The 20678-nt window shown below is 69.8% G+C and carries 21 protein-coding genes and 2 pseudogenes; 13 read left to right on the forward strand and 10 right to left on the reverse strand.

Annotated features, from left to right (window positions below):
* The first annotated feature begins 117 nt into the window (after window positions 1–117).
* From helR to D451_RS28640, 4 genes are all read left to right on the forward strand, one after another.
* The gene (gene helR / locus D451_RS0114225; protein ID WP_017534933.1) at window positions 118–2268 is read left to right on the forward strand and encodes an RNA polymerase recycling motor ATPase HelR; all 2151 of its coding nucleotides are present in this window, start codon (window positions 118–120) and stop codon (window positions 2266–2268) included.
* 75 nt (window positions 2269–2343) lie between these two features.
* Window positions 2344–3282, forward strand: a complete 939-nt coding sequence (locus D451_RS28825) for a helix-turn-helix domain-containing protein (RefSeq protein ID WP_017534934.1) — start codon at window positions 2344–2346, stop codon at window positions 3280–3282.
* 74 nt (window positions 3283–3356) lie between these two features.
* Window positions 3357–4019: a dioxygenase family protein gene (locus tag D451_RS0114235; RefSeq protein WP_017534935.1), complete on the forward strand. Its 663-nt coding sequence runs from the start codon at window positions 3357–3359 to the stop codon at window positions 4017–4019.
* A gap of 239 nt (window positions 4020–4258) precedes the next feature.
* Window positions 4259–4558: a hypothetical protein gene (locus D451_RS28640; RefSeq protein ID WP_017534936.1), complete on the forward strand. Its 300-nt coding sequence runs from the start codon at window positions 4259–4261 to the stop codon at window positions 4556–4558.
* A 67-nt stretch (window positions 4559–4625) separates the two neighbouring features.
* Here D451_RS28640 and D451_RS26555 read toward each other — a convergent pair whose 3' ends face one another.
* The 3 genes and pseudogenes from D451_RS26555 to D451_RS28645 all read right to left on the reverse strand — a co-directional run.
* On the reverse strand, window positions 4626–5264 hold the full coding sequence (locus D451_RS26555) for a DUF6596 domain-containing protein (RefSeq protein WP_017534937.1): 639 nt from the start codon (window positions 5262–5264) through the stop codon (window positions 4626–4628).
* Window positions 5265–5738: 474 nt separating this feature from the next.
* A complete protein-coding gene (gene vph / locus D451_RS0114255; protein WP_017534939.1) occupies window positions 5739–6593 on the reverse strand; it encodes a viomycin phosphotransferase in 855 nt (284 codons plus the stop codon).
* Between the two features lie 283 nt (window positions 6594–6876).
* A pseudogene (locus tag D451_RS28645) lies at window positions 6877–7127 on the reverse strand (IS1380 family transposase); the annotation flags it as partial.
* Window positions 7128–7342: 215 nt separating this feature from the next.
* Between D451_RS28645 and D451_RS0114260 the strand changes: the two are divergent.
* From D451_RS0114260 to D451_RS28955, 5 genes and pseudogenes are all read left to right on the forward strand, one after another.
* Entirely contained in the window at window positions 7343–8344 is a 1002-nt protein-coding gene (locus tag D451_RS0114260; RefSeq protein ID WP_017534940.1) for an alpha/beta hydrolase, read from the forward strand.
* A 381-nt stretch (window positions 8345–8725) separates the two neighbouring features.
* Window positions 8726–8935: an alpha/beta fold hydrolase gene (locus tag D451_RS28440; protein WP_017534941.1), complete on the forward strand. Its 210-nt coding sequence runs from the start codon at window positions 8726–8728 to the stop codon at window positions 8933–8935.
* A gap of 63 nt (window positions 8936–8998) precedes the next feature.
* On the forward strand, window positions 8999–9130 hold the full coding sequence (locus D451_RS28445) for a hypothetical protein (protein WP_017534942.1): 132 nt from the start codon (window positions 8999–9001) through the stop codon (window positions 9128–9130).
* 53 nt (window positions 9131–9183) lie between these two features.
* On the forward strand, window positions 9184–9813 hold the full coding sequence (locus tag D451_RS28450) for a hypothetical protein (protein WP_206539081.1): 630 nt from the start codon (window positions 9184–9186) through the stop codon (window positions 9811–9813).
* 329 nt (window positions 9814–10142) lie between these two features.
* Window positions 10143–10402 (forward strand): annotated as a pseudogene (locus D451_RS28955) (hypothetical protein); the annotation flags it as partial.
* 75 nt (window positions 10403–10477) lie between these two features.
* Here D451_RS28955 and D451_RS0114285 read toward each other — a convergent pair.
* Window positions 10478–11143 (reverse strand): response regulator, encoded by a 666-nt coding sequence (locus D451_RS0114285; protein WP_036568165.1) that lies wholly within the window; start codon window positions 11141–11143, stop codon window positions 10478–10480.
* On the reverse strand, window positions 11140–12372 hold the full coding sequence (locus tag D451_RS0114290; protein ID WP_241463332.1) for a sensor histidine kinase: 1233 nt from the start codon (window positions 12370–12372) through the stop codon (window positions 11140–11142). The genes D451_RS0114285 and D451_RS0114290 overlap by 4 nt, the downstream gene beginning before the upstream one ends.
* Before the next feature lie 111 nt (window positions 12373–12483).
* Here D451_RS0114290 and D451_RS0114295 point away from each other — a divergent pair, with 111 nt between their 5' ends.
* On the forward strand, window positions 12484–13650 hold the full coding sequence (locus D451_RS0114295; RefSeq protein ID WP_017534947.1) for a DUF418 domain-containing protein: 1167 nt from the start codon (window positions 12484–12486) through the stop codon (window positions 13648–13650).
* 296 nt (window positions 13651–13946) lie between these two features.
* Window positions 13947–14138, forward strand: coding sequence for a hypothetical protein (locus D451_RS0114300; protein ID WP_017534948.1), 192 nt, complete (start codon window positions 13947–13949; stop codon window positions 14136–14138).
* 889 nt (window positions 14139–15027) lie between these two features.
* On the opposite strand, the gene D451_RS0114310 is transcribed toward D451_RS0114300, so the two are convergent.
* Both D451_RS0114310 and D451_RS28830 read right to left on the reverse strand, forming a co-directional pair.
* Window positions 15028–15714, reverse strand: a complete 687-nt coding sequence (locus D451_RS0114310) for a hypothetical protein (RefSeq protein ID WP_017534950.1) — start codon at window positions 15712–15714, stop codon at window positions 15028–15030.
* 121 nt (window positions 15715–15835) lie between these two features.
* Window positions 15836–16123: a helix-turn-helix domain-containing protein gene (locus D451_RS28830; RefSeq protein ID WP_017534951.1), complete on the reverse strand. Its 288-nt coding sequence runs from the start codon at window positions 16121–16123 to the stop codon at window positions 15836–15838.
* Window positions 16124–16207: 84 nt separating this feature from the next.
* On the opposite strand from D451_RS28830, the gene D451_RS0114320 reads away from it, so the two are divergent.
* Window positions 16208–16756: a nitroreductase/quinone reductase family protein gene (locus tag D451_RS0114320; protein ID WP_017534952.1), complete on the forward strand. Its 549-nt coding sequence runs from the start codon at window positions 16208–16210 to the stop codon at window positions 16754–16756.
* A gap of 70 nt (window positions 16757–16826) precedes the next feature.
* On the opposite strand, the gene D451_RS0114325 is transcribed toward D451_RS0114320, so the two are convergent.
* Together D451_RS0114325 and D451_RS0114330 are read right to left on the reverse strand one after the other, a co-directional pair.
* Window positions 16827–17312, reverse strand: coding sequence for a MarR family winged helix-turn-helix transcriptional regulator (locus D451_RS0114325; RefSeq protein WP_017534953.1), 486 nt, complete (start codon window positions 17310–17312; stop codon window positions 16827–16829).
* A 123-nt stretch (window positions 17313–17435) separates the two neighbouring features.
* Window positions 17436–18527 (reverse strand): winged helix DNA-binding domain-containing protein, encoded by a 1092-nt coding sequence (locus tag D451_RS0114330; protein ID WP_017534954.1) that lies wholly within the window; start codon window positions 18525–18527, stop codon window positions 17436–17438.
* 143 nt (window positions 18528–18670) lie between these two features.
* On the opposite strand from D451_RS0114330, the gene D451_RS0114335 reads away from it, so the two are divergent.
* Window positions 18671–19582: a phosphotransferase family protein gene (locus D451_RS0114335; protein WP_017534955.1), complete on the forward strand. Its 912-nt coding sequence runs from the start codon at window positions 18671–18673 to the stop codon at window positions 19580–19582.
* Between the two features lie 44 nt (window positions 19583–19626).
* Here D451_RS0114335 and D451_RS0114340 read toward each other — a convergent pair whose 3' ends face one another.
* Window positions 19627–20598 (reverse strand): phosphotransferase family protein, encoded by a 972-nt coding sequence (locus D451_RS0114340; protein ID WP_051067470.1) that lies wholly within the window; start codon window positions 20596–20598, stop codon window positions 19627–19629.
* Between the last annotated feature and the right edge of the window lie 80 nt (window positions 20599–20678).

Consider the following 20678-nt stretch of genomic DNA (forward strand, 5'->3'; position numbering starts at 1 on the left):
GATTCAGAACGCTCCCCTCCACTCTCAATCTATAGCGCACCCCGGGCCTTGCCACAAGACCCCCCTCATGCCTCACAATCGACCCTCGTGAACACCGCACACCGCCCGGGGGATGACGTGAAACCAGCCACGACCAGCGCGTTCGACCTCCCCGACCACCTCGCCGCCAAAGCCGACCCCGCACTCATCGCCGCCGACGAACGACACTTCGACGCCATCACCACCACCCTGCGCCGCACCATCACCGACCTGACCCACCGCCTGGACACCGCACGCACCCGCACCGGAGGCACCGGCCGCGAAGTCCTCGAACGCGACCAAGAGATCCGCCGCCTGACCACACGCCTGCGCACCCTGAACCGCTTCGGCCTGGACCTGTGCCTGGGACACATCGTCCACACCCACGACCCACAACCCCTCTACATCGGACGCCTCGGCCTCACCGACGAAGAAGGACACCGCCTGCTCATCGACTGGCGCTCCCCCGCCGCCGAACCCTTCTTCGCCGCCACCCACGCCACCCCCATGGGCCTCGAGAGCCGACGCCGCTACCGCTGGAACCACGGACACGTCACCGACTACTGGGACGAGGTCTTCACCGACGACGCCATCCAAGGACACGCCGCCCTCGACGACCAATCCGCCTTCATCGCCGAACTGGGCACCCACCGCTCACCCCGCATGCGCGACGTCCTGAGCACCATCCAGGCCGACCAGGACGCCATCATCCGCGCCGGATCCGAAGGCGCCCTCGTCGTCGACGGCGGCCCCGGCACCGGCAAGACCGTCGTCGCACTCCACCGCACCGCCCACCTGCTCTACTCCGACCCGCGCCTGGGCCACCACCGCGGCGGCGTCCTCTTCATCGGACCCCACCGCCCCTACCTCGCCTACATCGCCGACGTCCTCCCCGGCCTGGGCGAAGAGGGCGTCCAGACCTGCACCCTGAACGACCTGGTCCCCGAAGGCGCCGACGCCCTCCCCGAAACCGACCCGAACATCGCCCACCTCAAATCCACCGCCCGCATGATCGAGGCCATCGAACCCGCCGTCCGCTTCTACGAACGACCCCCCGAACAGACCACCACCCTGACCACCGACCACCACGAACTCACCATCGACGCCTCCCACTGGGCCCACGCCTACGCCGCCCTGGACCCCGCCACACCCCACAACGAGGCACGCGAGGAGATCCTCGACCACCTCCTCCGACTCCTGACCGAGCACCACCCCGACCCCGAACTCACCACCACCCACCTACGGGCCGCACTCCCCGCCAACCCCGAACCCCTGGAGATCCTCGCCCGCGCCTGGCCCCTCCTGGAACCCACCGACCTCGTCAACGACCTATGGACGGTCCCCGCCTACCTACGCCTGTGCGCGCCCTGGCTCACCACCGAACAGATCCACACCCTCCAACGCGACCCCGACCACCCCTGGACCACCCAGGACCTGCCCCTACTGGACGCCGCCCGACGACGCCTGGGCGACCCCGAGACCGCACGAGAGAACCGCCGCCACAAAGCCCGAGAAACCGCCGAATGCGAACGCATGTCCCTGGTCATCGACGACCTCATCGCCTCCGACCACGACGGCGAAGGCCTCATGACCATGCTGCACGGCCAAGACCTGCGCAACAGCCTCGTCGACCACACCACCCCACCCCACAACACCCCCGACCGGCTCACCGGCCCCTTCGCCCACATCGTCGTGGACGAGGCACAAGAACCCACCGACGCCCAATGGCGCATGCTCCTCGCACGCTGCCCCTCACGCAGCCTCACCATCGTCGGCGACCGCGCCCAGGCCCGACACGGCTTCACCGAGACCTGGCACGAACGCCTCCGACGCGTCGGCCTGGACCGCGTCCACCTCACCCACCTGAGCATCAACTACCGCACACCCCGAGAGGTCATGACCGAGGCCGAACCCGTCATCCGCGCCGCACTGCCCGACGCCAACGTCCCCACCTCCATCCGCGCCGCCGGAATCCCCATCACCCACGGACCCACCACCGACCTGAAACCACTCCTGGACACCTGGAAGACCCACAACACCGAAGGCACCGCCTGCGTCATCGGCGACCCCACCCTGCCCGACACCCCCCGCGTCCGCTCCCTCCCACCCCACCTGGTCAAAGGACTCGAATTCGACCTGGTCGTCCTCATCGACCCGCACCGCTTCGGCGACGACGTCCAAGGCGCCGTCGACCGCTACGTCGCCATGACCCGCGCCACCCGACGCCTGGTCATACTCACCACACCCTGACCCCGCACCACCCCGGCCCCTACTCCGCCCCACCCCGGCGGAGTAGGGCACCACCCCCCGGGTAGGAGAGCGCCCATGCGCACCGCCTCCCCCCTCGAACTGCACCGGCTGGACGTCCCCGCCCCACAGACCCTCCCCTTCTCCATCGGCACCTTCGACACCATCGGCCCCCTCTCCCGCGCCCCCTTCCCCCACCGCCACACCTTCCACGAGATCGTCTACGTCACCGCCGGCACCGGCGAACACGTCATCGACCTGCACAGCCGCCCCATCGACCCGCCCAACCTGGGCATCCTCACCGCCGGCCAGGTCCACCACTGGGACCGCGCCCACGGAGTCGACGGCCGCGTCCTCCTCCTGGAGGACTCCTTCCTCCTGGACCGCCCCGGCGACCGCGACCTCCTACGCCGACTGGCCGAAGAACGCCCCTGGCAGACCCCCACCCCCGACACCGCCGCCCAGATCGGCGACATCCTCGACGAGATGCAGCGCGAATTCCACGCCCGCCGCACCGGCATGGCCTCCATCCTGCGCGCCTACCTGCACATCCTGCTCACCCGCGCCGCCCGCTCCTTCGACCGCGAACCCGCCCCCGCCCCACCCGCCACCGACACCCCCGGCGCCCGCTTCCTACGCCTACTGGACGACCCCGCCACCGCCACCGGCATGACCGTCGCCCAAGCCGCCGCCGAACTCGGCCTCACCCCCGGCCACCTGGCCGAATCCGTACGCAAGAGCACCGGACGCACCCCCGGAGAACTCCTACGCGCCGCCCGCACCCTGGAGGCCAAACGCCTCCTGACCGGCACCGACCTGACCGTCGCCGCCATCGCCCGCGCCGTGGGCTTCAACGACCCCGCCTACTTCTGCCGCTTCTTTCGACGCGAGACCGGCACCAGCCCCGGCGCGTTCCGCCACCACACCCACACCACACCCGCCGAGTCGAAGGAACCCCCCGGAAAACACCACGCCCACCGAGATCCGTCCATCGCCCACCCCACGAACGGAACGTAATCTCGGCCTCACCCACAGGGAGTAACGGCCGGATCCCGCCTCCCCCACTTCTCATCCCGCTACGAGGAGCCCCCATGGCCGAGCGCGACGACCGACCCGACGGCACCGAACACGGGCCCACCCGCAAAAGCCTGCTCAAGGCCGCCTTCGTCGCGGCCCCCGCCGCGGCACTGCTCTCCGGCGCCGGCGCCGCCACCCCCGCCCTGGCCAGAGAACAGGTCCAAGGCGGCCGCTCCCTGGAACCCACCCCCCAGTGCGACGACGGCGACGACCCCACGCCCCCGCAGATGGAAGGCCCCTACTTCAAACCCAACTCCCCGCAACGTACCGACCTGGTCGTGCCCGGCCACCCCGGCACCGCGCTGGTGGTCTCCGGCTACGTCTTCTCCCGCGACTGCCGCCCCGTCTCCGGAGCCCTCGTCGACTTCTGGCAGGCCGACGACGCCGGCAACTACGACAACGTCGGTTACAACTACCGCGGACACCAGTTCACCGGCACCGACGGCGCCTTCCACCTCGACACCATCATCCCGGGCCTCTACCCCGGCCGCACCCGCCACCTGCACGTCAAGGTGCAGGCCCCCAACCGGCCGCTGCTCACCACCCAGCTCTACTTCCCGGGCGAACCCCGCAACGGCACCGACATGCTCTACGACCCCCGCCTGCTCATGAACGTCACCAACGAAGGCGCCGGCCGACGGGCCGAATTCGACTTCGTCCTGAACTTCACCGCCTGACCACCTCGACCTCCCCCGAAAAACGCGGGGCCGGGCTCCCTGTCGGAGGCGCCCGGCCCCGCGCCCTTTCGAAAGCCCCTCTCCCAGGGACATCCACGCCCACCTCGAGAAACCAAGGATTCCCTCCGAAGCCGGACACCGGGTGAAGGATGGACGCCGCAGAGACCACCACCGCCACCCGACCACGGCTCCGGCGGCGGCCACCCGCGCACGATCCACAGGCTCACTCGAGGAGAGCGATGACGGTGAACACCAGGACCAGGGCGATCACGGCGCTCGCGTTGACCGGCGCCCTGCTCGGCGGCGGAGCGTTGACGGCCGCCCCGGCTTCGGCCGCCCCCATTCCCCCCGGATGCACGATCCGGGCCACCTCCACGGCCGGGCACACCAAATGCCTCGATAAGGCCCACCGGGCCGCGGTCAAGTGCACCGGAGACAACTGGCACTTCGGTGACCGGGTCGACCCCGGTTTCACCTCCATCGCGAGCTGCGCCTCCGGAGACGTCGCCTTGGACCACTCCATCGACCTGCACGAGTGACCACCCCACCCGAACACGACCTCGGCCCCGCGCTCCACACGAACGCGGGGCCGCCCCCCTTTCCGCCTCACCGCAGACGATCGGCACGCTCCAACAGATAGCGCCCCTCCTCGATCGCCTCCACATCCCACAACGACCGATCCTGCTCCTCCAACGGCACCAGAACACCATCGGCCCCGGTACGAGCCGCGCGCCGCGACCACAACAGCAGCATCATCGCGAGCAGACCGGCGGCCTCGGCCTCCTCGGGCAGAGCCACCCGCAACATCCGCGCCGACCGGATCGCCTCCGCCACCAGATCCACACGCGAGAGCTCCTCACCCGCCGAAGCGGTGCAACCCTCGTTGAAGACCAGATAGAGGACCCGCATGACCGCGACCGCGCGAGCGGCACGATCCCGATCCCCCACCGGGAGCGTGAACCGGGCACCGGCCTCGGCCAACCGCCGCTCGGCCCGCAACAGATCGACCATCCTGCGATAACCGACCCTGATCGACCAACTCCGCGGATCCTCGGGAACCCCATCGACCGTCCAACTCCGGTAGCCCGCCGAAAGAGCCTCCTGGACCGCGTCCTCGGCCGGATCGAAACGGCCCAGAGCACGCACCAACGCACCCAGCACATGCGGGGCATGGAGACGCAACGACTCCTCGACCGCCCCGGGCCCCTCGACACGCTCCCGGGCGTGAGGAGAACGTTCGTTCACGCCGCGAAGTCCGCACCCATGATCCGCGAGGCGATCTCGACCGCGCGCTCATGGCCCGCGCCTGAGTCCGGGGTGAAGGCGGGGGTGGTGCTCGGGCGCCACCCCCGCCCCATGGCCCCTTTCCGCCCCCGGAGGCCGGAGAGGGGCCGTCTCCACTCCACGCAATATCGTTTTGTTTGTAACGTTACTCAAGAAACGTTATTAGGTTTCCGCGACGAAACGGAACCCGGAAACCACCGGAATCCTGACTACCGATAAGTCAACCTTCTAGGAAGTCAGGCGCTCAGAGGGGTCGACCCGCGCATCCACACCCACACAGGGACCGCCAACGTTATTCAGGGCGCCTCGACGACCTCGCGAAACGCGACGGATACAGCCACCGCTGTACAGACCTCGGGGTGGACGAAAAGACCTCGAAGGGCCCTTCCGTCACCCTCGCCGGCGAGGACCCGCCCTCACCCCTCACCCCCGCCCCTACCGATAGCCGGCCAGACCGTCGGCCAACTCCCCCTCGTCACCGTCATGCCACGCATAGAGAGCCTGCTGAAGAGCGAAGGTGGCGCGGATCGCCGAGATACGCTCGACCACCCCACCCCCGGACAGGCCACTCAACGCGAGCACCCGCCCCAACAGCCCCTCTCCATAACTCGCGCCGATAGCCGCCAGATCCTCGGCCGGATCCCCCAGAGCGACCTCGTCCCAATCGACGACACCGCTCAAACGCGGCACACCCCGCACCCACTCCCACAGGACGTTCTCAGCCCCCAGATCACCGTGGACCACGGCGGTGGTGAGATAGGGCAGGACGTCGAGCGCGCCGAGCTCACGCTCGGCACGTTCTCGACCGGTGGGCGACATCAGTGGGAACAGCTCGGCGCGCACCCGCGCGGCGAACTCCCGCCACCGGTCGGCGGACACCTCCGGCAACACGGCGCGCCCGGCGCCCGCCGCCGCGAGCCCGCTCAGCAGAGCCGCGTACTGCTCGGCCACCGCCTCCAGCACCTCGGGGCGGGTGAGCGTCTCCCCCACCAGCGGAGCTCCGGGGATACGGCTCATCACCAGATAGGACGGCTCGCCCGGACTCGTCCCGGACCCGACCAGGAGCACACGGGGAACCCCGAAGTCGAGATCGATCCCGGCCAGGGCACGCAGCGCCACCGCCGTGGCGGGCAGCCGATCGGCGGCCGCGGCCGTGCGGGCCAGACGCACCACCCGATCCGAGCCGACCACCACATGGTGGAACTGTCCCTCCTGCACGACCAGGTCCCTGACACGATCCCCGGGCAGAAGCCGACCCAGCAGATCACGGTGCGTCTCGACGATCCCCATGAGGAGGTACCTCTTTCTCGAATGTGGCCGGCCCGCCCCCTCTAAGAGCGGGAGCTCAGGTCCGACAGCACATCCTGGACCAGATCGGCGCGTAGAAGAGACCGACCATCACGTCGACGGGCACATCCGAGCGCAACCGCCCCACGGCGAAGGCCGGCGTTTGCGCCCCTCGGCGAAACCGGAGAGCAGCGACTCCCGAGCGAACTCGTGCCCAGGTCCGTCTGCCGCCGCGAGTGAGGCGAGCGGCGGTGTGCCACCGTCGATAGCGCGGTCACTTGGGCTCGGCCCGGCCCCGCAGCACGGCGAGATACGAGATGGTGTCGCCACCATGTCCGTGATCACCCGGCCCGGGTCGTGGCCGCCGGTGCGCTGTCGTCCTCCGGCCGGCGCTTCACCGAAGGCACCGGTCAGCACGGTCGCCTCCGCCGGATCGGCCGGCAGCCGAGCCCCGGCATGCGAGACGACACCTCGCCCGTCGGACGTTACGGACAGCCTCGAACGAGACGTTGTCGAGCTCACGTGAAACCGCTCCAGGCTGTGGCGCTTTGTCCCCGACAAATCGGATCATCACAGCTCAGAGCGTACTTCTGCGTACCGCTATCAAGGTCCGGACCTACTCGGTGAGACTGGTCGAGATCGAGCAGGCCCACGCCTGACCCACGCCGCCGATCCACCCGGCCCTGCCACGCGATCGACAAGGTGTTGAAATCCGGATGGTGCGAAAGGAGCGGCAGCGCTAGCGTGCGCGTATGAATCTCGAACCTGGAAAGACCGTTCCCGCCGTTCCCGTTCCTCTCGATGCCGAACTTCGGATCGCTTATGACGCCTACCTGGCGGAGGAACCGGACCCGGCGCCGATGAGCCTCGAGAAGCTGTCGGTGATCCGCGCGGAGATCGACGCCGAAGTGGCGGCGCTCGAGGACCTCGGCCATGGCGGGCGCTTCACCGTCTTCCAGCCTTCGGTGCCCGGCCTGGACGGCGCCCCCGAGATCCCGCTGTTGGTGTGCACACCCTCCGGCGCGCCCGCATCACGGCCGGCGCTCTACTTCATACACGGCGGCGGCTTCTACTGCGGCGATCACCGCACCGAGCTCGACCAGATACTCGAGACGGCCGAGCGGCTCGGGGCCACGCTGATCTCGGTCGGCTACCGGCTCGCGCCCGAGCACCCCTACCCCGCCCAGATCAACGACGCTCACGCCGGTCTATTGTGGGTCGCCGACCACGCGGACGAACTCGGCATCGACTCGGAGCGCATCGTCGTCACGGGCTTCAGCGCCGGCGGCACCCTCAGCGCCGCGCTGGCTTTGACCGTGCGCGACAAGGGCGGCCCCCACCTGCTCGGCCAGCTGCTGATCGCCCCGCTGCTCGACGACCGCAACGACAGCGCCTCGGCCCTGCAGATGGACGACGTCGAACTCTTCGACCGCAGCCGCAACAGGTTCGCCTGGAGCTCGCTGCTCGGCGACATCCAGGGCGGACCTGACGTGCCGCAGTACGCTGCGCCCGCCCGCGCCACCGACCTGGCCGATCTGCCGCCCACGTTCCTCGACGTCGGCTCCGCCGAATGCCTGCGCGATGAGATCCTCGCCTACGCCGACCGGATCTGGCAGGCCGGTGGCGAAGCCGAGCTGCACGTGTGGCCCGGCGGAATCCACGGCTTCGACCGGAAAGCCCCCGAGGCGCGGATCAGCAAGGCCGCTGTCGCTGCACGCCACAACTGGCTGGAGCACCTTTTCGCCACCCACTGACGGTCTCCTCCGGCGGTAGCCGGTCCCGGGATGGACAACGTGCCGGCCAGGCGTCTCTAGCAACGAGGTCGAGGAACCTCGCGACGGAACTCAGGCGGATAGCCGCGTGACACGGAGCCCTCCAAGGTTGTGGACCGACGAGTGTCCGGCGTCCCGGCTCCGTCGAACCCCGAGGGCATTGGACAGCCTCCAACGAGACGTCGTGGAGGTCACGTGGCAAGTGCTCCCAGCTGTGATGCCTTGATCTTCGGCAAGTCGGATCATCACAGCCCAGGGAGCACTTCTGCGTTCCGACATCGAGATCCGGACCTGCCCGGTGAACGCGTCAGGCCGGTAGTTCCACGGAAGGCACCCGTAGCCGCGGACGACATGCTGTGAGGCATGCGAAACGTGAACATCTGGAGTGAAGAGTTCGGCGCCCAGACGGACACACCGATCCTGTTGATCATGGGCTCGATGTCGCAGGGCATCCTGTGGCCGGACGAGTTCGTCGGCCGCCTGGCCGCCGGAGGCCGCCGGGTGATCCGGTACGACCACCGTGACACCGGCAGGTCGGACACCGTCGACTTCGCGACCGATCCGTACACCTGAGCCGACCTCAAGAACGACGTCTACCGCGTACGGGCGGCCCACGGCCTGGACAGCGCCCACCTGGTGGGCCACTCGGCGGGCGGGCTGCTCAGCCGGCTCATCGCCGTGGAGGCCCCGGAGCGGGTGCGCTCGCTGACCGTCATCACCTCCTCGCCGCTCGGTCGCGGCGAGGGCCGGGGCTCCTGTGGGCCCTGACGGTCCGGCCGCAACCCAGAGGCAGCCTGCCGGAGCGGGAGTTCGTGGAATCCTTGCGCGCACTGATGGCCGCCCCGCCCACTCAGGACCGCCCCACGCTGATCAACAGCATGATCGCCGAGCAACGCGTGCTGCACGGAACCGGGCCGCCCTTCGACGAGGACGCGGCGCGCCGACCACAGGAACACGCCCACAGCCGGGCCCGCGATCGCACCTACCCGGGACAGCGAGCGGGCGATCCGACGGGCGGACAGATGACGATCTTCCCAGTGGTCCTGCTGGTCGCGCTCCTGCCCGGCGTATTCGGCGGTTCGTGGTGGGGGAGCGCCCTCACCGCCGTCCTCCTGGGCGTGACACCCGCGCTCACCGTGCGCCTGCTCCGGCAACGCGGCACTGGCCTGCTGGACGCGATGATCTCCCGCGACACCGCGGCCCTGCGTTCAGCCGCGGGGACGAGAAGCCCGCTCACCCGAACACTGGAAACTCGCTCCCACAATCGGCCCGGGGACTCCACGAGCTGCGTCGGCGAGCTGCCGGCCACCGTGAAGACTCATGGGCCGGCCCCTCCCCGCCGTCGGCTATCGCCGACGTTATCCGCCCCACGACCGACTGCGCTCCACCGAGTCCAGGAGCAGCGCAGCGGGTCGGCGAAGACCCGGTCCCGCCACGCGTGCATCTGGTAGACACCGAGGTGGACGACCCGCACATGGGCGGCAAGGACGAATGATGAGACAGCACACCTCGAAACGCCTGTTCGCCGTTCCCACTTGGCCGCCGCCTCGACCTCGGCCAAGGCCGAGGGCTGTACGCCCCGGCTCCCCCGAGGTGAGGGGTATGCGGGTCGTTTCCTGCACGACGAAGACCACGGACAAGCAGAGCGGCTGGACGCGGGAGGGCAGCGCATCGCCGCCCCGACGCATCCCGTTGCCACGATCACCTGTGTAATAGGCCCAGTTCTCCCGAAGCCACGGCGAGCCACAAAGTAACCCATGAGTAGCTTCGGGCTTCACCTGGGCAGATCGAGCGGGTCGTCGCCTCGGGGGTGCGTCGGTTCGAGGAGGCCTTCACCACCAGCGTGATGACCCGCCTCTGGGCCCGGGCATCTGCGACCGGCTCCAGAGTCGAGTGCTGGGCACCGAAGGCGTGCTGTTGGCCGTGAAGTCCGACCCCGGACCGTTGGGTCTGGAAACCCTGCTCACCGAGATCGACAAGCTCAAGACCGTGCAGGCCCCGGGGCTCCCCGATGAGCCGTTCGGAGGTGTGTCGGAACAGAAAGCCGTTGTGGTCGCCCTCGCCCCCCATCACCGGGTTTTGCGTGCCTGCACCGACCCGGACCGCGTGCGGGTATCAGGGCTCCTCAACGGCGTCGGACCAGGTCACCAGCCCGTACCGGTAGGCGAACACGGCGGCCTGCACCCGACTCGCCACCCCGAGCTTGGTCAGGATGCGGGCCACGTGCACCTTGGCGGTGCCCGGCGTGATTCCCAGCTCATGGCCTATGAGCGCGTTCCCGTGCCCCCGTGCGACCAGGCGCAGCACCTCGCGCTCCCGGTCGGTGAGGTCCTGTGCCCGACGCGGCGGGGTCCGCGGCGAGGTCCGCGCGAACCGGTTGATCAACCGAGGCGTCACACGCGGGTCGATCACCCCCTCGCCGCGCGCCGCCGCCCGCACCGCCGTCACGTACAGCTCCGGTTCGCTCTCCTTCAATAGGAACCCCACCGCCCCCGACTGGAGCGCTCCGAACAGGTACTCGTCCAGATCGAAGGTGGTCAGCATGATCGTGGGCGGCGCCGGGACCAGCCGGGCCAGTTCCCGGGCCGCCGCCACCCCGTCCATGCCAGGCATGCGGATGTCGGTGAGGACCACGTCCGGCCGCAACCGTCGTGTCATGGCGACCAGTTCGACCCCATGGGCGGCGGCGCCCACCACGGTCACGTCCGGAGCCGCCCCGAAGAGTAGTCGCAGCCCCTCCCGCGCGGCGGGTTGGTCGTCGGCGACCAAGAGCCGGATCACGTCCACGCGTCCCTTCCGTTCCCGGCGGGCGCCACGGGGAGCACGGCCCGCACCCGCCAGCCTCCCCCCGACCCGAACCCGGCCTCGACTCGGCCGCCCAACTCCTCAGCGCGTTCGCGTATCCCCCGCAGTCCCAGCCCGGTCGCCGCGATCCCCCGACCGGTGGCGGCCCCGGGCGGAGGGGTACCGTCGTCGACCACGTTCACCAGCAGCCCGGCGGCGCCCTGTCTGGCCAGGCACACGGTCACGCGCCGGGCCGACGAATGCCGCAGCGCGTTGCCCAGGGCCTCCTGCACGATCCGGTAGACGCCCTCCGCCACCTGCGGGTGGACCTGTTCGTCCAGACCCGGCGGCAGCACCAGGTCCACGGCCATGCCGATCCCCTCCACCGCCTCCACCAACCGCGGCAGATCCGCCAACCGCACCTCCGGCGGCGGGGGCTCGTCCCAGCGCTCCTCACGCAGGGGCTCCAGCAGTTCCCGCAACTCGCCCACCGCCCTCCCAGCGGCGTCGGCGATCGCCGACAGTACCCGGTCCGGGTCGGCCTGCGGCCCGCGAAGCGACTCGCGTCCGCCCACGGCCAACAGTCGGATCGCGCTCAGGTGGTGCCCGGCGATGTCGTGCACGTCCCGAGCGATTCGGGCCCGTTCCCGAGCGCGCTCCCGCTGGATTCGGGAGCGTTCGGCGCTGCGCCGCTGCCCCGCCCGCTCGGTGCGCATGCGCAAGAGCAGTCCCACGAGCATCGGCAGGACCCCGGTCAGCGCGATCATCACGATCTGCGGCGGGTTCCCCCACAACAGGCCCGGCTGCTCCGCGCTCAGGGTGAACAGGGCCAGGATCCACGACACCGAGAGCGCGCCGACCAGGACTGCCGGAGCCCGGTACAGGACCGCTGACCCGGCGGCGAAGGCGGCCAGCGCCTCCGGTAACGGGGCCTCCACCCCCAGGACGACTGCCAGCGCGAGCGCCGCGGCGGCGGTGGCGGTGGCCACCGCCACCGGGTACCGGCGCCGCCACACCAGCGGCAGGCAGGCGCAGGCCACCAGCACGGGCAGTCCCCACCACGGTGCCTCTGCGGCGCCCGAGATCCCCGCCCAGACGAGTGGCACCGCCCAGCCCGCGGCGATCAGGGGGTCCCGAGCGGTGTCCGGCAGTCGGAGCCGTCGGCCGTGCGGCCCCTGGGGCACCAAAGTGCCCAGTGCGCCCGTTCGGGTCCAGGTCGTCTTCATCCCCTCATGGTGGATCATGGAACGCCCTCCGTCGTATGCCGAACGGTATAAGGGTGCGCCTCTGCCGTTCGGCGGACGCGCTCCGGGGCCCGTACCGGCAGGCTGCCGGGCATGGACACCGAATCCGGGGCCCCACGGGCCCACGCCGAGGGCCGCCCCGCACCCCCGCCCAGGCTGCTGCTCCTCGACGTGCTGCGGGGAATCGCCATCCTGGGCACCCTCGCCACCAATATCTGGCTCTTCCTGCCCGGCGTCGCCGAGTCGGCGGGTGCCTTCAGAGCGGTGCTGGATCCGCTGCTCAACGGCAAGTCCTACGCGTTGCTCGCGATGATGTTCGGCATCGGTCTGGCCGTGCAGCACCGGTCCGCGGCCGCGCACGGCCGACCCTGGCCCGGCCGTCACGGGTGGCGCCAGCTCCTACTACTGGTCGAGGGCGCGTTGCACACCGTGCTGCTGTTCGCCTGGGACGTCCTGATGGGCTACGCCATCACCGCGCTGTTGGTCGTGTGGCTGCTGAGGCGCTCGGGGAAGGCCAGAACGGTGGTGATGTGGACCGCGCTGGGGACGAACCTCGTTCTCATGAGTGCGTTCACCCTGCTGTTCACCCTGTTCCCGGCCGGTGATCCCGACCCCGCTACGGTCGGGGCGCAGGAACTCCTCTTCATCGAGGGCGCCTACCCCGAGCAAGTGGCCCAACGGTGGGCGGGGTTCTTCGGCACCCGGGCGGAGATCCTCGTGGCCCTCCCCATGTGCCTCTTCCTGTTCCTGCTGGGGGTACGGCTCTACCGGTCGGGCGCTTTCGACGACACCGCGCAAGGACGGCTGGTCCGCGGGCGGCTGCTGGCCTGGGGGCTGGGACTGGGGCTGCCGCTGTGCGTTCTGGGTTCGGTGGTACCCGAACTCGGCACGGCCCACCGGTACGCCCTCTCCAGCCTGTTGATGCTCGGATACGTGGGTCTGACGGGATGGCTGCTGGACCGAGTGCGTGGGAACGGGCAGGTGGTCCGCTCCCTGCGCGCGGTGGGACGCACCGCCCTGACCTGCTACGTCCTACAGAACCTGCTGGGTTCGGTGGTCTTCTACGGCTGGGGGCTGGGCTTGGCGGGGATCCTGGTGGGGGCCGGTCCGACCGTGGTCGCGGCGACGGTCGCGGCCGCTTACTGCACGATCGTTCTGATCCTGGTCACCGCCGCCAGGATGTGGTCGCGCCGGTTCGCCCGGGGGCCTCTGGAATCCGTCAGTGCCCGGGTGCTCGCGCTGCTGCCGGAACGCCGCTGAGGCGTGTCCGGCGAATTCGGGGCGAAGGTCCTGTCAGGTCGTGCACGTAACTGGACCAGGACGGCGGCGGCCCTGACGGGTAGTTCTCCGAGTAGACACCGAGGGATAGACCGTTGGGGGCGCGATCGCACGGTGGGATGCCTTCACCGCCCGGGGGCCCTGGAGGAGCACGGCCGTGAAGCGGGTGGTCGGCGCTACGGGGGCTTCGAGAACCGCACTCCCGAGGCGGTCGCCTCGCGCCCGGTCGGGACGACTACGCGTCGCCGGACCCCTGACAGGAGCCGGACCTGACTCCGTTGCCGACCATCTCCCTGCCGCGCCCGCGCGAGATCCAGCGCCTGCTGCCCCAGACCGCGGCCGCGATCGCGCAGGGGCAGCTGACGCCGGCCGAGATCGACCGGGCGATGCACGGCGTCGAGCAGGTGCGCACAGCCAGGAGCCGGTTCCACGACGGGCTGAGCGAGGGGTCCAGGAACCGGCGTCACTGATGTCGCGCCCAGGCGGGGCTCGGCGGGCGACCGGCAGTACCCGGGGCTCGCCCCCGTGACCCCCGGGTTCCACGTGGGGACTTGGCGCGCACCCCGAGCGCCGGGCCGGAGCCCGTCCGCGCCAGAATCTCGCGCGGGCCGCCTGAACTGGGTAAACGCAGGCCGTTGCCCCTTTCCGGTTTATCTTGTGAGCACCCCAGACGGCGGCACTCGTTCACCACACGCCGGCTCGTGACCAATTCTTCCCACGTGGGAAGACGTCGAAGTTCGACCTTCGAGCGAGCATCGGATCGTAGGTCAGCCAGAATCGCGGGGATCTCGCTCTGGTGCATGATGAAGCCGCCATGGCCCCCGCACGTGGTCATGACGGGGTCCTGGGCGTTGTCGTGCACGGGGTCGAAGAAGTAGGTCTCAGGGAACTTCGACCCGCGCGAGATGCGAACTCGGCCCTGTACCCGGTCAGGACCGCGCCGGTGGTACTCGGCCGCGTAGGGCCCCGTGAGCCAGAAAGCGTAAGGGGGCGGTGTCCGGATTCCTCAGAGGGAGCCACGCTCATCGCTCATGAGCCGATTCCACCACACCAACGTGCCGAGCAGCCTGAGTTCGCGAACCCTGAGCTCGTGTTCTCCCACCGTTAGGACAGACACACGAAGCTACTCACGGGTTACTTTGTGGCTCACCGTAGCTTCGGGAGAACTGGGCCTAATAAGAGGTACCACCGGAACCTGCCTACCACTATCGATGTCGGTGGTGGCTGGAAGGCCGGTCGGATGAACACCGATGACGAACAGCGTGATCACGGCTTGAGCAGGGTCCCGCCGGTCGTCGACGGGGACGGGGGTTTCGAGGGCGAAGAGGACTGAGCGGCCGGGGCAGCCGGAAGGGTCGATCAGCCGCTGACCGTGCGCAGAAAGTGATCGGCGTCTTCCGGCTCGCCGAGTCGGCCCAACTCCAGCCAGGAACCGTCCGCGAACGCGAGCCGGAAGGTGGCGTACCCGCGCGGCTGGCCCGCCTCCCCGTCGATCCGGGCTTGGTCGAGGGTGAACTCCGTGACGGTCCGGAAATCGTCGGCCTTGGTCGGCGACAGCCGACGGCGCGGGGACGCTGCCACGCAGATGCGGTCGCGGGTCAGCATGACCAGGCGCTTAGGGCTGGGCGAGTACCCGTACCAACGCAGCAGCAACCGGCCCGCGGTCAGGTTCCAGTCCCCGTCGAAGACCCCGTTGGTCGGGTCCTGCCCGCGATCCCTCTCACGAGAACGGCCACGGCCGGAACGCTGTGTGTCGGGTGGAGACGGCTGCCCGGTCCGACCGTCACGACTCCGTCCCGACAACCGTTGGTCGAGTCTACGGCCGAGACCGTCCAGCAAGATCATCGGTACGACCACGAAGAAGAACACCACGGCTCCGACGTACCACAACCAGTGGTGGCGCGATTTCAGGCGTCCTTTGCCGGCAGCACGGTGAACGTCCTTGGGCGGTGCGGGGATGGGTTTGTGGATCTCACACCAGACCAAGGCCACGGGTTCCTCGCCCAGGATCTTCCGCGCCCGCCGCCGCACCTTGCCCTTCGCCATGCCAAGATCCTAGCGCCGGCCTTCTACCAGTGGGCGGTGGGCAGGCGGTCGGTGGCTGAAGCCGCTCTCCCTCAGCGAGACCGGCCGACGCCGCCGTCCGGGTTGTCGTTCGCACTCCGGGTCATCGCTGGAGGGCGGCCCAGGCGCTTGCCTGCGGCGTCCAGGCCCTCCTTGGTGCCCTCGACGATGAGTTCGCGGATGAACTCGGCGTCCTTGGTCCGTCCCCCGGGAGGGCCTCCTTGCTCGGGAGGTGGTGGTACAGCGCCATCGCCTTGGCCCCGAGTTCGGCGCCGAGTCCGCGCATGGACAGGGCCGACAACCCCTCCCGACCCACGAGCCGGACCGCGGCCCTGCGGATGGTTCGGGCGTCGAGGCCGGCGTGCTGTCCACGGCTTCGCTCCGCCTCCATGGATCCTCCCTTCCCCTTGACCCGTTGTACGGCGTAAAACCACCATGGACCGAAAGTTGTACGACGTACAACAAGGAAGAGTCCATGACCTGCCACCCGCCACGGGCCAAGACGCACCGAACCCCTCGCCCGACCCTCCTCGCCCGACTCAAACGCGCGCTCTACCGAGGAGAGCAGGCCTCCCCCACCACCCTCATGCGCGCGATCAACCGTCTCGACGCCCTGCTGTACGCCTCGAACCTGCTCTCACCACGCCGGGCCGCGACACTGGAGGTGACCGGCAGGCGCTCGGGACGTCGACTTTCACTGCCCGTCGCCGTCACCCACCTGTCCGGCGAGCGCTATCTGGTGTCGATGCTGGGCGAGAACACGAACTGGGTGCGCAACGTCCGCGCGGCGCACGGCCACGCGATACTGCGCAGCGGAGGAGCCGAACCGGTCACGCTCCACGAGATCCCCGTCGACGAACGCGCACCCGTGATCCGCCGATACCTCGCCATCGCCCCGGGCGCCCGCCCCCACATACCGGTGGACCCACGCGCGCCCTTGGCGGAGTTCGAACGCGTCGCGCACCGTCATCCGGTCTTTCGTATCGCCTCACGCGAAGATCGTCCGCCTTCACCGACCCCGTGAAACATGGGCCATGGCCAGGGGACGTTCGCCGTACCCGCACGGGCACCGAGCCCTCGCGAAGGGTTCTCCGTCAGGGCTCCTGGGCGGGAACGGGAAGCGGGTGGGTGGCGTTCATCGCCTCGACCGCCGCGACCAGAGGGGCCAGCCCGGGGTTCTCGGCGGCCTCCTCCAACGCCTGGGCGAAGGCGGTGTCGTTGGTCGGCCGCGCCTGCTCCAAAAGCTCGAGGCCGGCCTCGGTGACGTCGGTGTAGATACCGCGACGGTCGGTCGGGCACAGGTAGCGCGAGAGCAGACCGCGCTCCTCCAGCCGGGTGACCAGCCGGGTGGTGGCGCTCTGGCTGAGCACCACGGCGTCGGCGACCTGCTTCATCTGAAGGTGGCCGCCCTCGCCGTCGTGCTGGCGGCTGAGCACGTCGAGCAGGGAGTACTCGCGCACGCTCAAATCGTGTTCGGTCTGTAGAGCGCGTTCGATACGCGTCTCGATCCTGCCATGGAGCAGGTAGAGCGCCGCCCATCCGTTGGCGAGGGCGGTCAGCGCGGGATCGGTGGCGGTCATGGGTCCTGTCTCCTTCTGGGTGCCGACACCCCCAGAATAAGCCCTGCCGAAAATACCGGCCAGCACATATAGAACGCGCCCACAAATATTATGTGCGTGGTTCACGAAACCAGACCACACCCGTCAACCGGCCTTAAGGATCCGCACCCGCTCCACACCCTCCTCCAAGAACCCCGCCAACATCCACCCCTCGGCCTCCACCCCCTCACGCTCGGCCCTCGACAACGGCCGAAGCGGCGCCACCTCCAACCACCCCCGACCATAGGTCCAGGTCGCGGCCGCACGCCCATCCACCAACACCGCCCTCTGTCCCGCCACCGACAACCCCAGATGAGCCTCATCGATCACCCGACTCCGATCCCGATAACCCAGGATCGCGTTGTCGAACGCCGGCAGGAACCGCACCGGCGCCGGCGTATCCGGATCCGGACGCGGCGCCTGCTCCAGATCCCACAACCGGCGCCCCCACTCATCCCGGAACGACACCAACTCCGGCTCCAACTCCCGCACCGCCGCCGGCAACCCCGCCAACCCGCACCAGGCCCGCACATCGGCCGTGGTGGCCGGCCCGAACGCCGCCAGATACCGCCGCACCAACTCCCGCCCCACCGGATCGCCCCGCTCGGCCGGCGGATCGACCTCACACCCCAGCCACGTCTGCAACGGCAGATTGCGCACCCCCGCCCTGACCTTCCACAACCCCCGAGGCGGCAGCTGCGCCATCGGCACCAGCGCCGCCACCACCAACTCGCCCAACGCCCGCCGCGACACCGCCGGCCAACGCCCCTCCAAAGCCTCGGCCAACTCACGCATCGTGCGCGCACACCCGTCGGACATCACCTCACGCCCGGCCCGCGCGACCTCCTCCAGATCCAGACCCGCCAACTCACTCCGATAGACGCTCAGAACCTTCTGCCGCAACATCGCCTCATGACGCGAACGCCACGCCAACGCGTCCCGCGCCGCCACCAAATGGACCGTGCGCCGCATCAGATGGGTGCGCACCACCGCCCGACCGGTCAACGCGGCGTCCGACATCCCCACCTCGAAACCGGACAGACGCGACCACAACCCCACGAACGGCTCCTGGGGTTCCTGCGCCTGCACCCCGCACAGACGCGCCACCGCCTCCGGCACCGACCACTTCGAACGCTCCAACAACGACTGCCGCGCCAACATCGCCCGATTCAGCGCACGAACCCCCAGAACCGTCACCGGCCGACCCCCTCCAACACCCGCACACCACCCCGAAGGGCGCTTCTCGCACACCAGGGTCCCCAACGTCCAGGACACCCCCCGTCCTGCACTCGAAAAAACACGATGCGCCCACCCACCCCCATGACCCAGGATCGACCCCCATGGAGCACACCCCACCCGAACCCGTCCTCGCCCTGGCCGAAGACGCCGCCCGACGCCACCACCTGCACCCCGACCGGATCCACCCACTGCCGGTGGGGGAGGCCAACCACGTCCTCGCCCTGGGAGAACACCTGCTCCTGCGTGTGCCCCGTACCCCCGAACACGCCCACGACCTGGCCAAAGAAGCCGAAATCCTCCCCCTGGCCCACGCCGCCGGACTGCCCGTCCCCCACCCGATCGAACACCACACCACACCCCTGCCCCACATGATCCAGACCCTTCTGCCCGGCCACGACCTGCACGGCCACCACCCCACCATCCGACTCCTCACCGAACTGGGCCACCACCTCGCCCACCTGCACCGACTCCCCACCCGCACACTCACCCGCACCCCCCACCAGGACGACACCAGCCGCCCCCACACCCTCATCCGACGCCTGCACCACACCGGACACCTGGACCCCGACACCGCCCACTGGCTTCACACCTGGTACCGGCACCTGGAAACCCACCTGCCCCCACACCCACCCGAAACCGTCCTGATCCACGGCGACCTGACCCCCACCAACCTCCTCACCGGCCACGACGGCACCCTCACCGGCATCGTGGACTGGGGCGACGCCGCCCTGGCCGACCCGGCCGTGGACTTCGCCAAACTCCCACCCCACCGACTCACCCCCGTCCTCAACGGCTACCTGACCACCCTGAGCCTCGAAGACGACACCCTCACCTGGCGGGCCCGTATCCTGCACCACCAGCTCACCTGGGCCCTGGCCCGCCTGAAGGACCCACACCCCCACCCCGACACCCGCCACTGGAGCGCCCCACCCCACAGCCGACTCCTCGGGCTACTACGCCTGTTCGCCACCCACCCCGACCCCACCTGGCGCGCCCTGACCCCACCCGGCTGACCACCGCACCCTCGCCCCCACGGGCGCGGCACCGCGAAAACCCCTCACACGTGGGCGCCGATCCACCCCATCTGCGCCTCCACGATCCCCTCCAACACCCGCCGATCCGCGAAACCCCCCTCCAACAGACGCAACGGCCCCGCCACCAACGACAACCGCTGCGCCCACGCGTACAGACCCAGACGCGCCCCGTCCAACCCCGGCACCTCCAACGACCGGTACAGGTCACCGAACCGCAACCGCACGAACACGTGCTCCCACTCCACGTCGAAGAACATCGTCCCCTCCACATCGATGAGCACCGGCTCCCCACCCGCACCCACCAGCACATGGTCCGGACCCAACTCGCCGTGCACCAACCCGTAACGACGACGAGGCTCCACCCGGGCCGCGGCCTCCACCACCCCGCGCTCCACCCGCCCACGCACCGCCGCCAGATCCGGACGCCGCCGCGCCCCCTCGGCCAGATCGCGCAGAGCCCGCTCCAGAACCAGCCGCTCACAGGCGCCCTCACCCCGGACCGCCCCCGAGACCCGCCCCCACCCGGAACCGCGCAGGGACGCCATCGTCTCCAACACCGGCCCCAGCCGCTCCACCACCCTCATCCCCGCACGCCGATCCCGCGCCAACAACCCCTCCAGGTCGGGGCCGGGCACATCCTCCACCACCGCCATGTCCACCCCCGGCCCCGGATGGTCGCGTTCGACCCACTCCACCGCCGGCACCCGCACCCCCGCCCCCTCCAACACCCGCGCCGCACCCAAGAACAGATCCAACCCATCGGGATCGGCGAAGGGCCCCTCCCGCTCCACCGCCGCCTCGGGCCACCGATGCTCCGCCCGCCCCCACACATAGACGACCACATCACGGCCACCCTCGACCCGCACCCGATAGACGCCCTTACGCGTCCCACCGCGCAGCCGCTCCACCCCCACCACCCGACCCCGCCCACCCAGAGCACGGGCCACCACCGCGACGATCGCCCCCGGATCGGTCCGCCCACCGACAACGCACATCCACAACACCCCACACCGAGAAGAGGCCACACGAAAGCCCGAACCCACCCTTCCCCGCCCCAGGCGAGTTCACCCCACCG

Origin of the sequence: Nocardiopsis alba DSM 43377, assembly GCF_000341225.1 — a bacterium.
Lineage (GTDB): Bacteria > Actinomycetota > Actinomycetes > Streptosporangiales > Streptosporangiaceae > Nocardiopsis > Nocardiopsis alba.

Coding starts and splice junctions, on each gene's coding strand:
- D451_RS28825 (WP_017534934.1), top strand. CDS start 2,344: ATGCGCACCGCCTCCCCCCTCGAACTGCACCGGCTGGACGTCCCCGCC.
- D451_RS0114235 (WP_017534935.1), top strand. CDS start 3,357: ATGGCCGAGCGCGACGACCGACCCGACGGCACCGAACACGGGCCCACC.
- D451_RS28640 (WP_017534936.1), top strand. CDS start 4,259: ATGACGGTGAACACCAGGACCAGGGCGATCACGGCGCTCGCGTTGACC.
- vph (WP_017534939.1), bottom strand. CDS start 6,593: ATGGGGATCGTCGAGACGCACCGTGATCTGCTGGGTCGGCTTCTGCCC.
- D451_RS0114260 (WP_017534940.1), top strand. CDS start 7,343: ATGAATCTCGAACCTGGAAAGACCGTTCCCGCCGTTCCCGTTCCTCTC.
- D451_RS28440 (WP_017534941.1), top strand. CDS start 8,726: ATGCGAAACGTGAACATCTGGAGTGAAGAGTTCGGCGCCCAGACGGAC.
- D451_RS0114290 (WP_241463332.1), bottom strand. CDS start 12,372: ATGAAGACGACCTGGACCCGAACGGGCGCACTGGGCACTTTGGTGCCC.
- D451_RS0114295 (WP_017534947.1), top strand. CDS start 12,484: ATGGACACCGAATCCGGGGCCCCACGGGCCCACGCCGAGGGCCGCCCC.
- D451_RS0114310 (WP_017534950.1), bottom strand. CDS start 15,714: ATGGCGAAGGGCAAGGTGCGGCGGCGGGCGCGGAAGATCCTGGGCGAG.
- D451_RS28830 (WP_017534951.1), bottom strand. CDS start 16,123: ATGGAGGCGGAGCGAAGCCGTGGACAGCACGCCGGCCTCGACGCCCGA.
- D451_RS0114320 (WP_017534952.1), top strand. CDS start 16,208: ATGACCTGCCACCCGCCACGGGCCAAGACGCACCGAACCCCTCGCCCG.
- D451_RS0114325 (WP_017534953.1), bottom strand. CDS start 17,312: ATGACCGCCACCGATCCCGCGCTGACCGCCCTCGCCAACGGATGGGCG.
- D451_RS0114335 (WP_017534955.1), top strand. CDS start 18,671: ATGGAGCACACCCCACCCGAACCCGTCCTCGCCCTGGCCGAAGACGCC.
- D451_RS0114340 (WP_051067470.1), bottom strand. CDS start 20,598: ATGTGCGTTGTCGGTGGGCGGACCGATCCGGGGGCGATCGTCGCGGTG.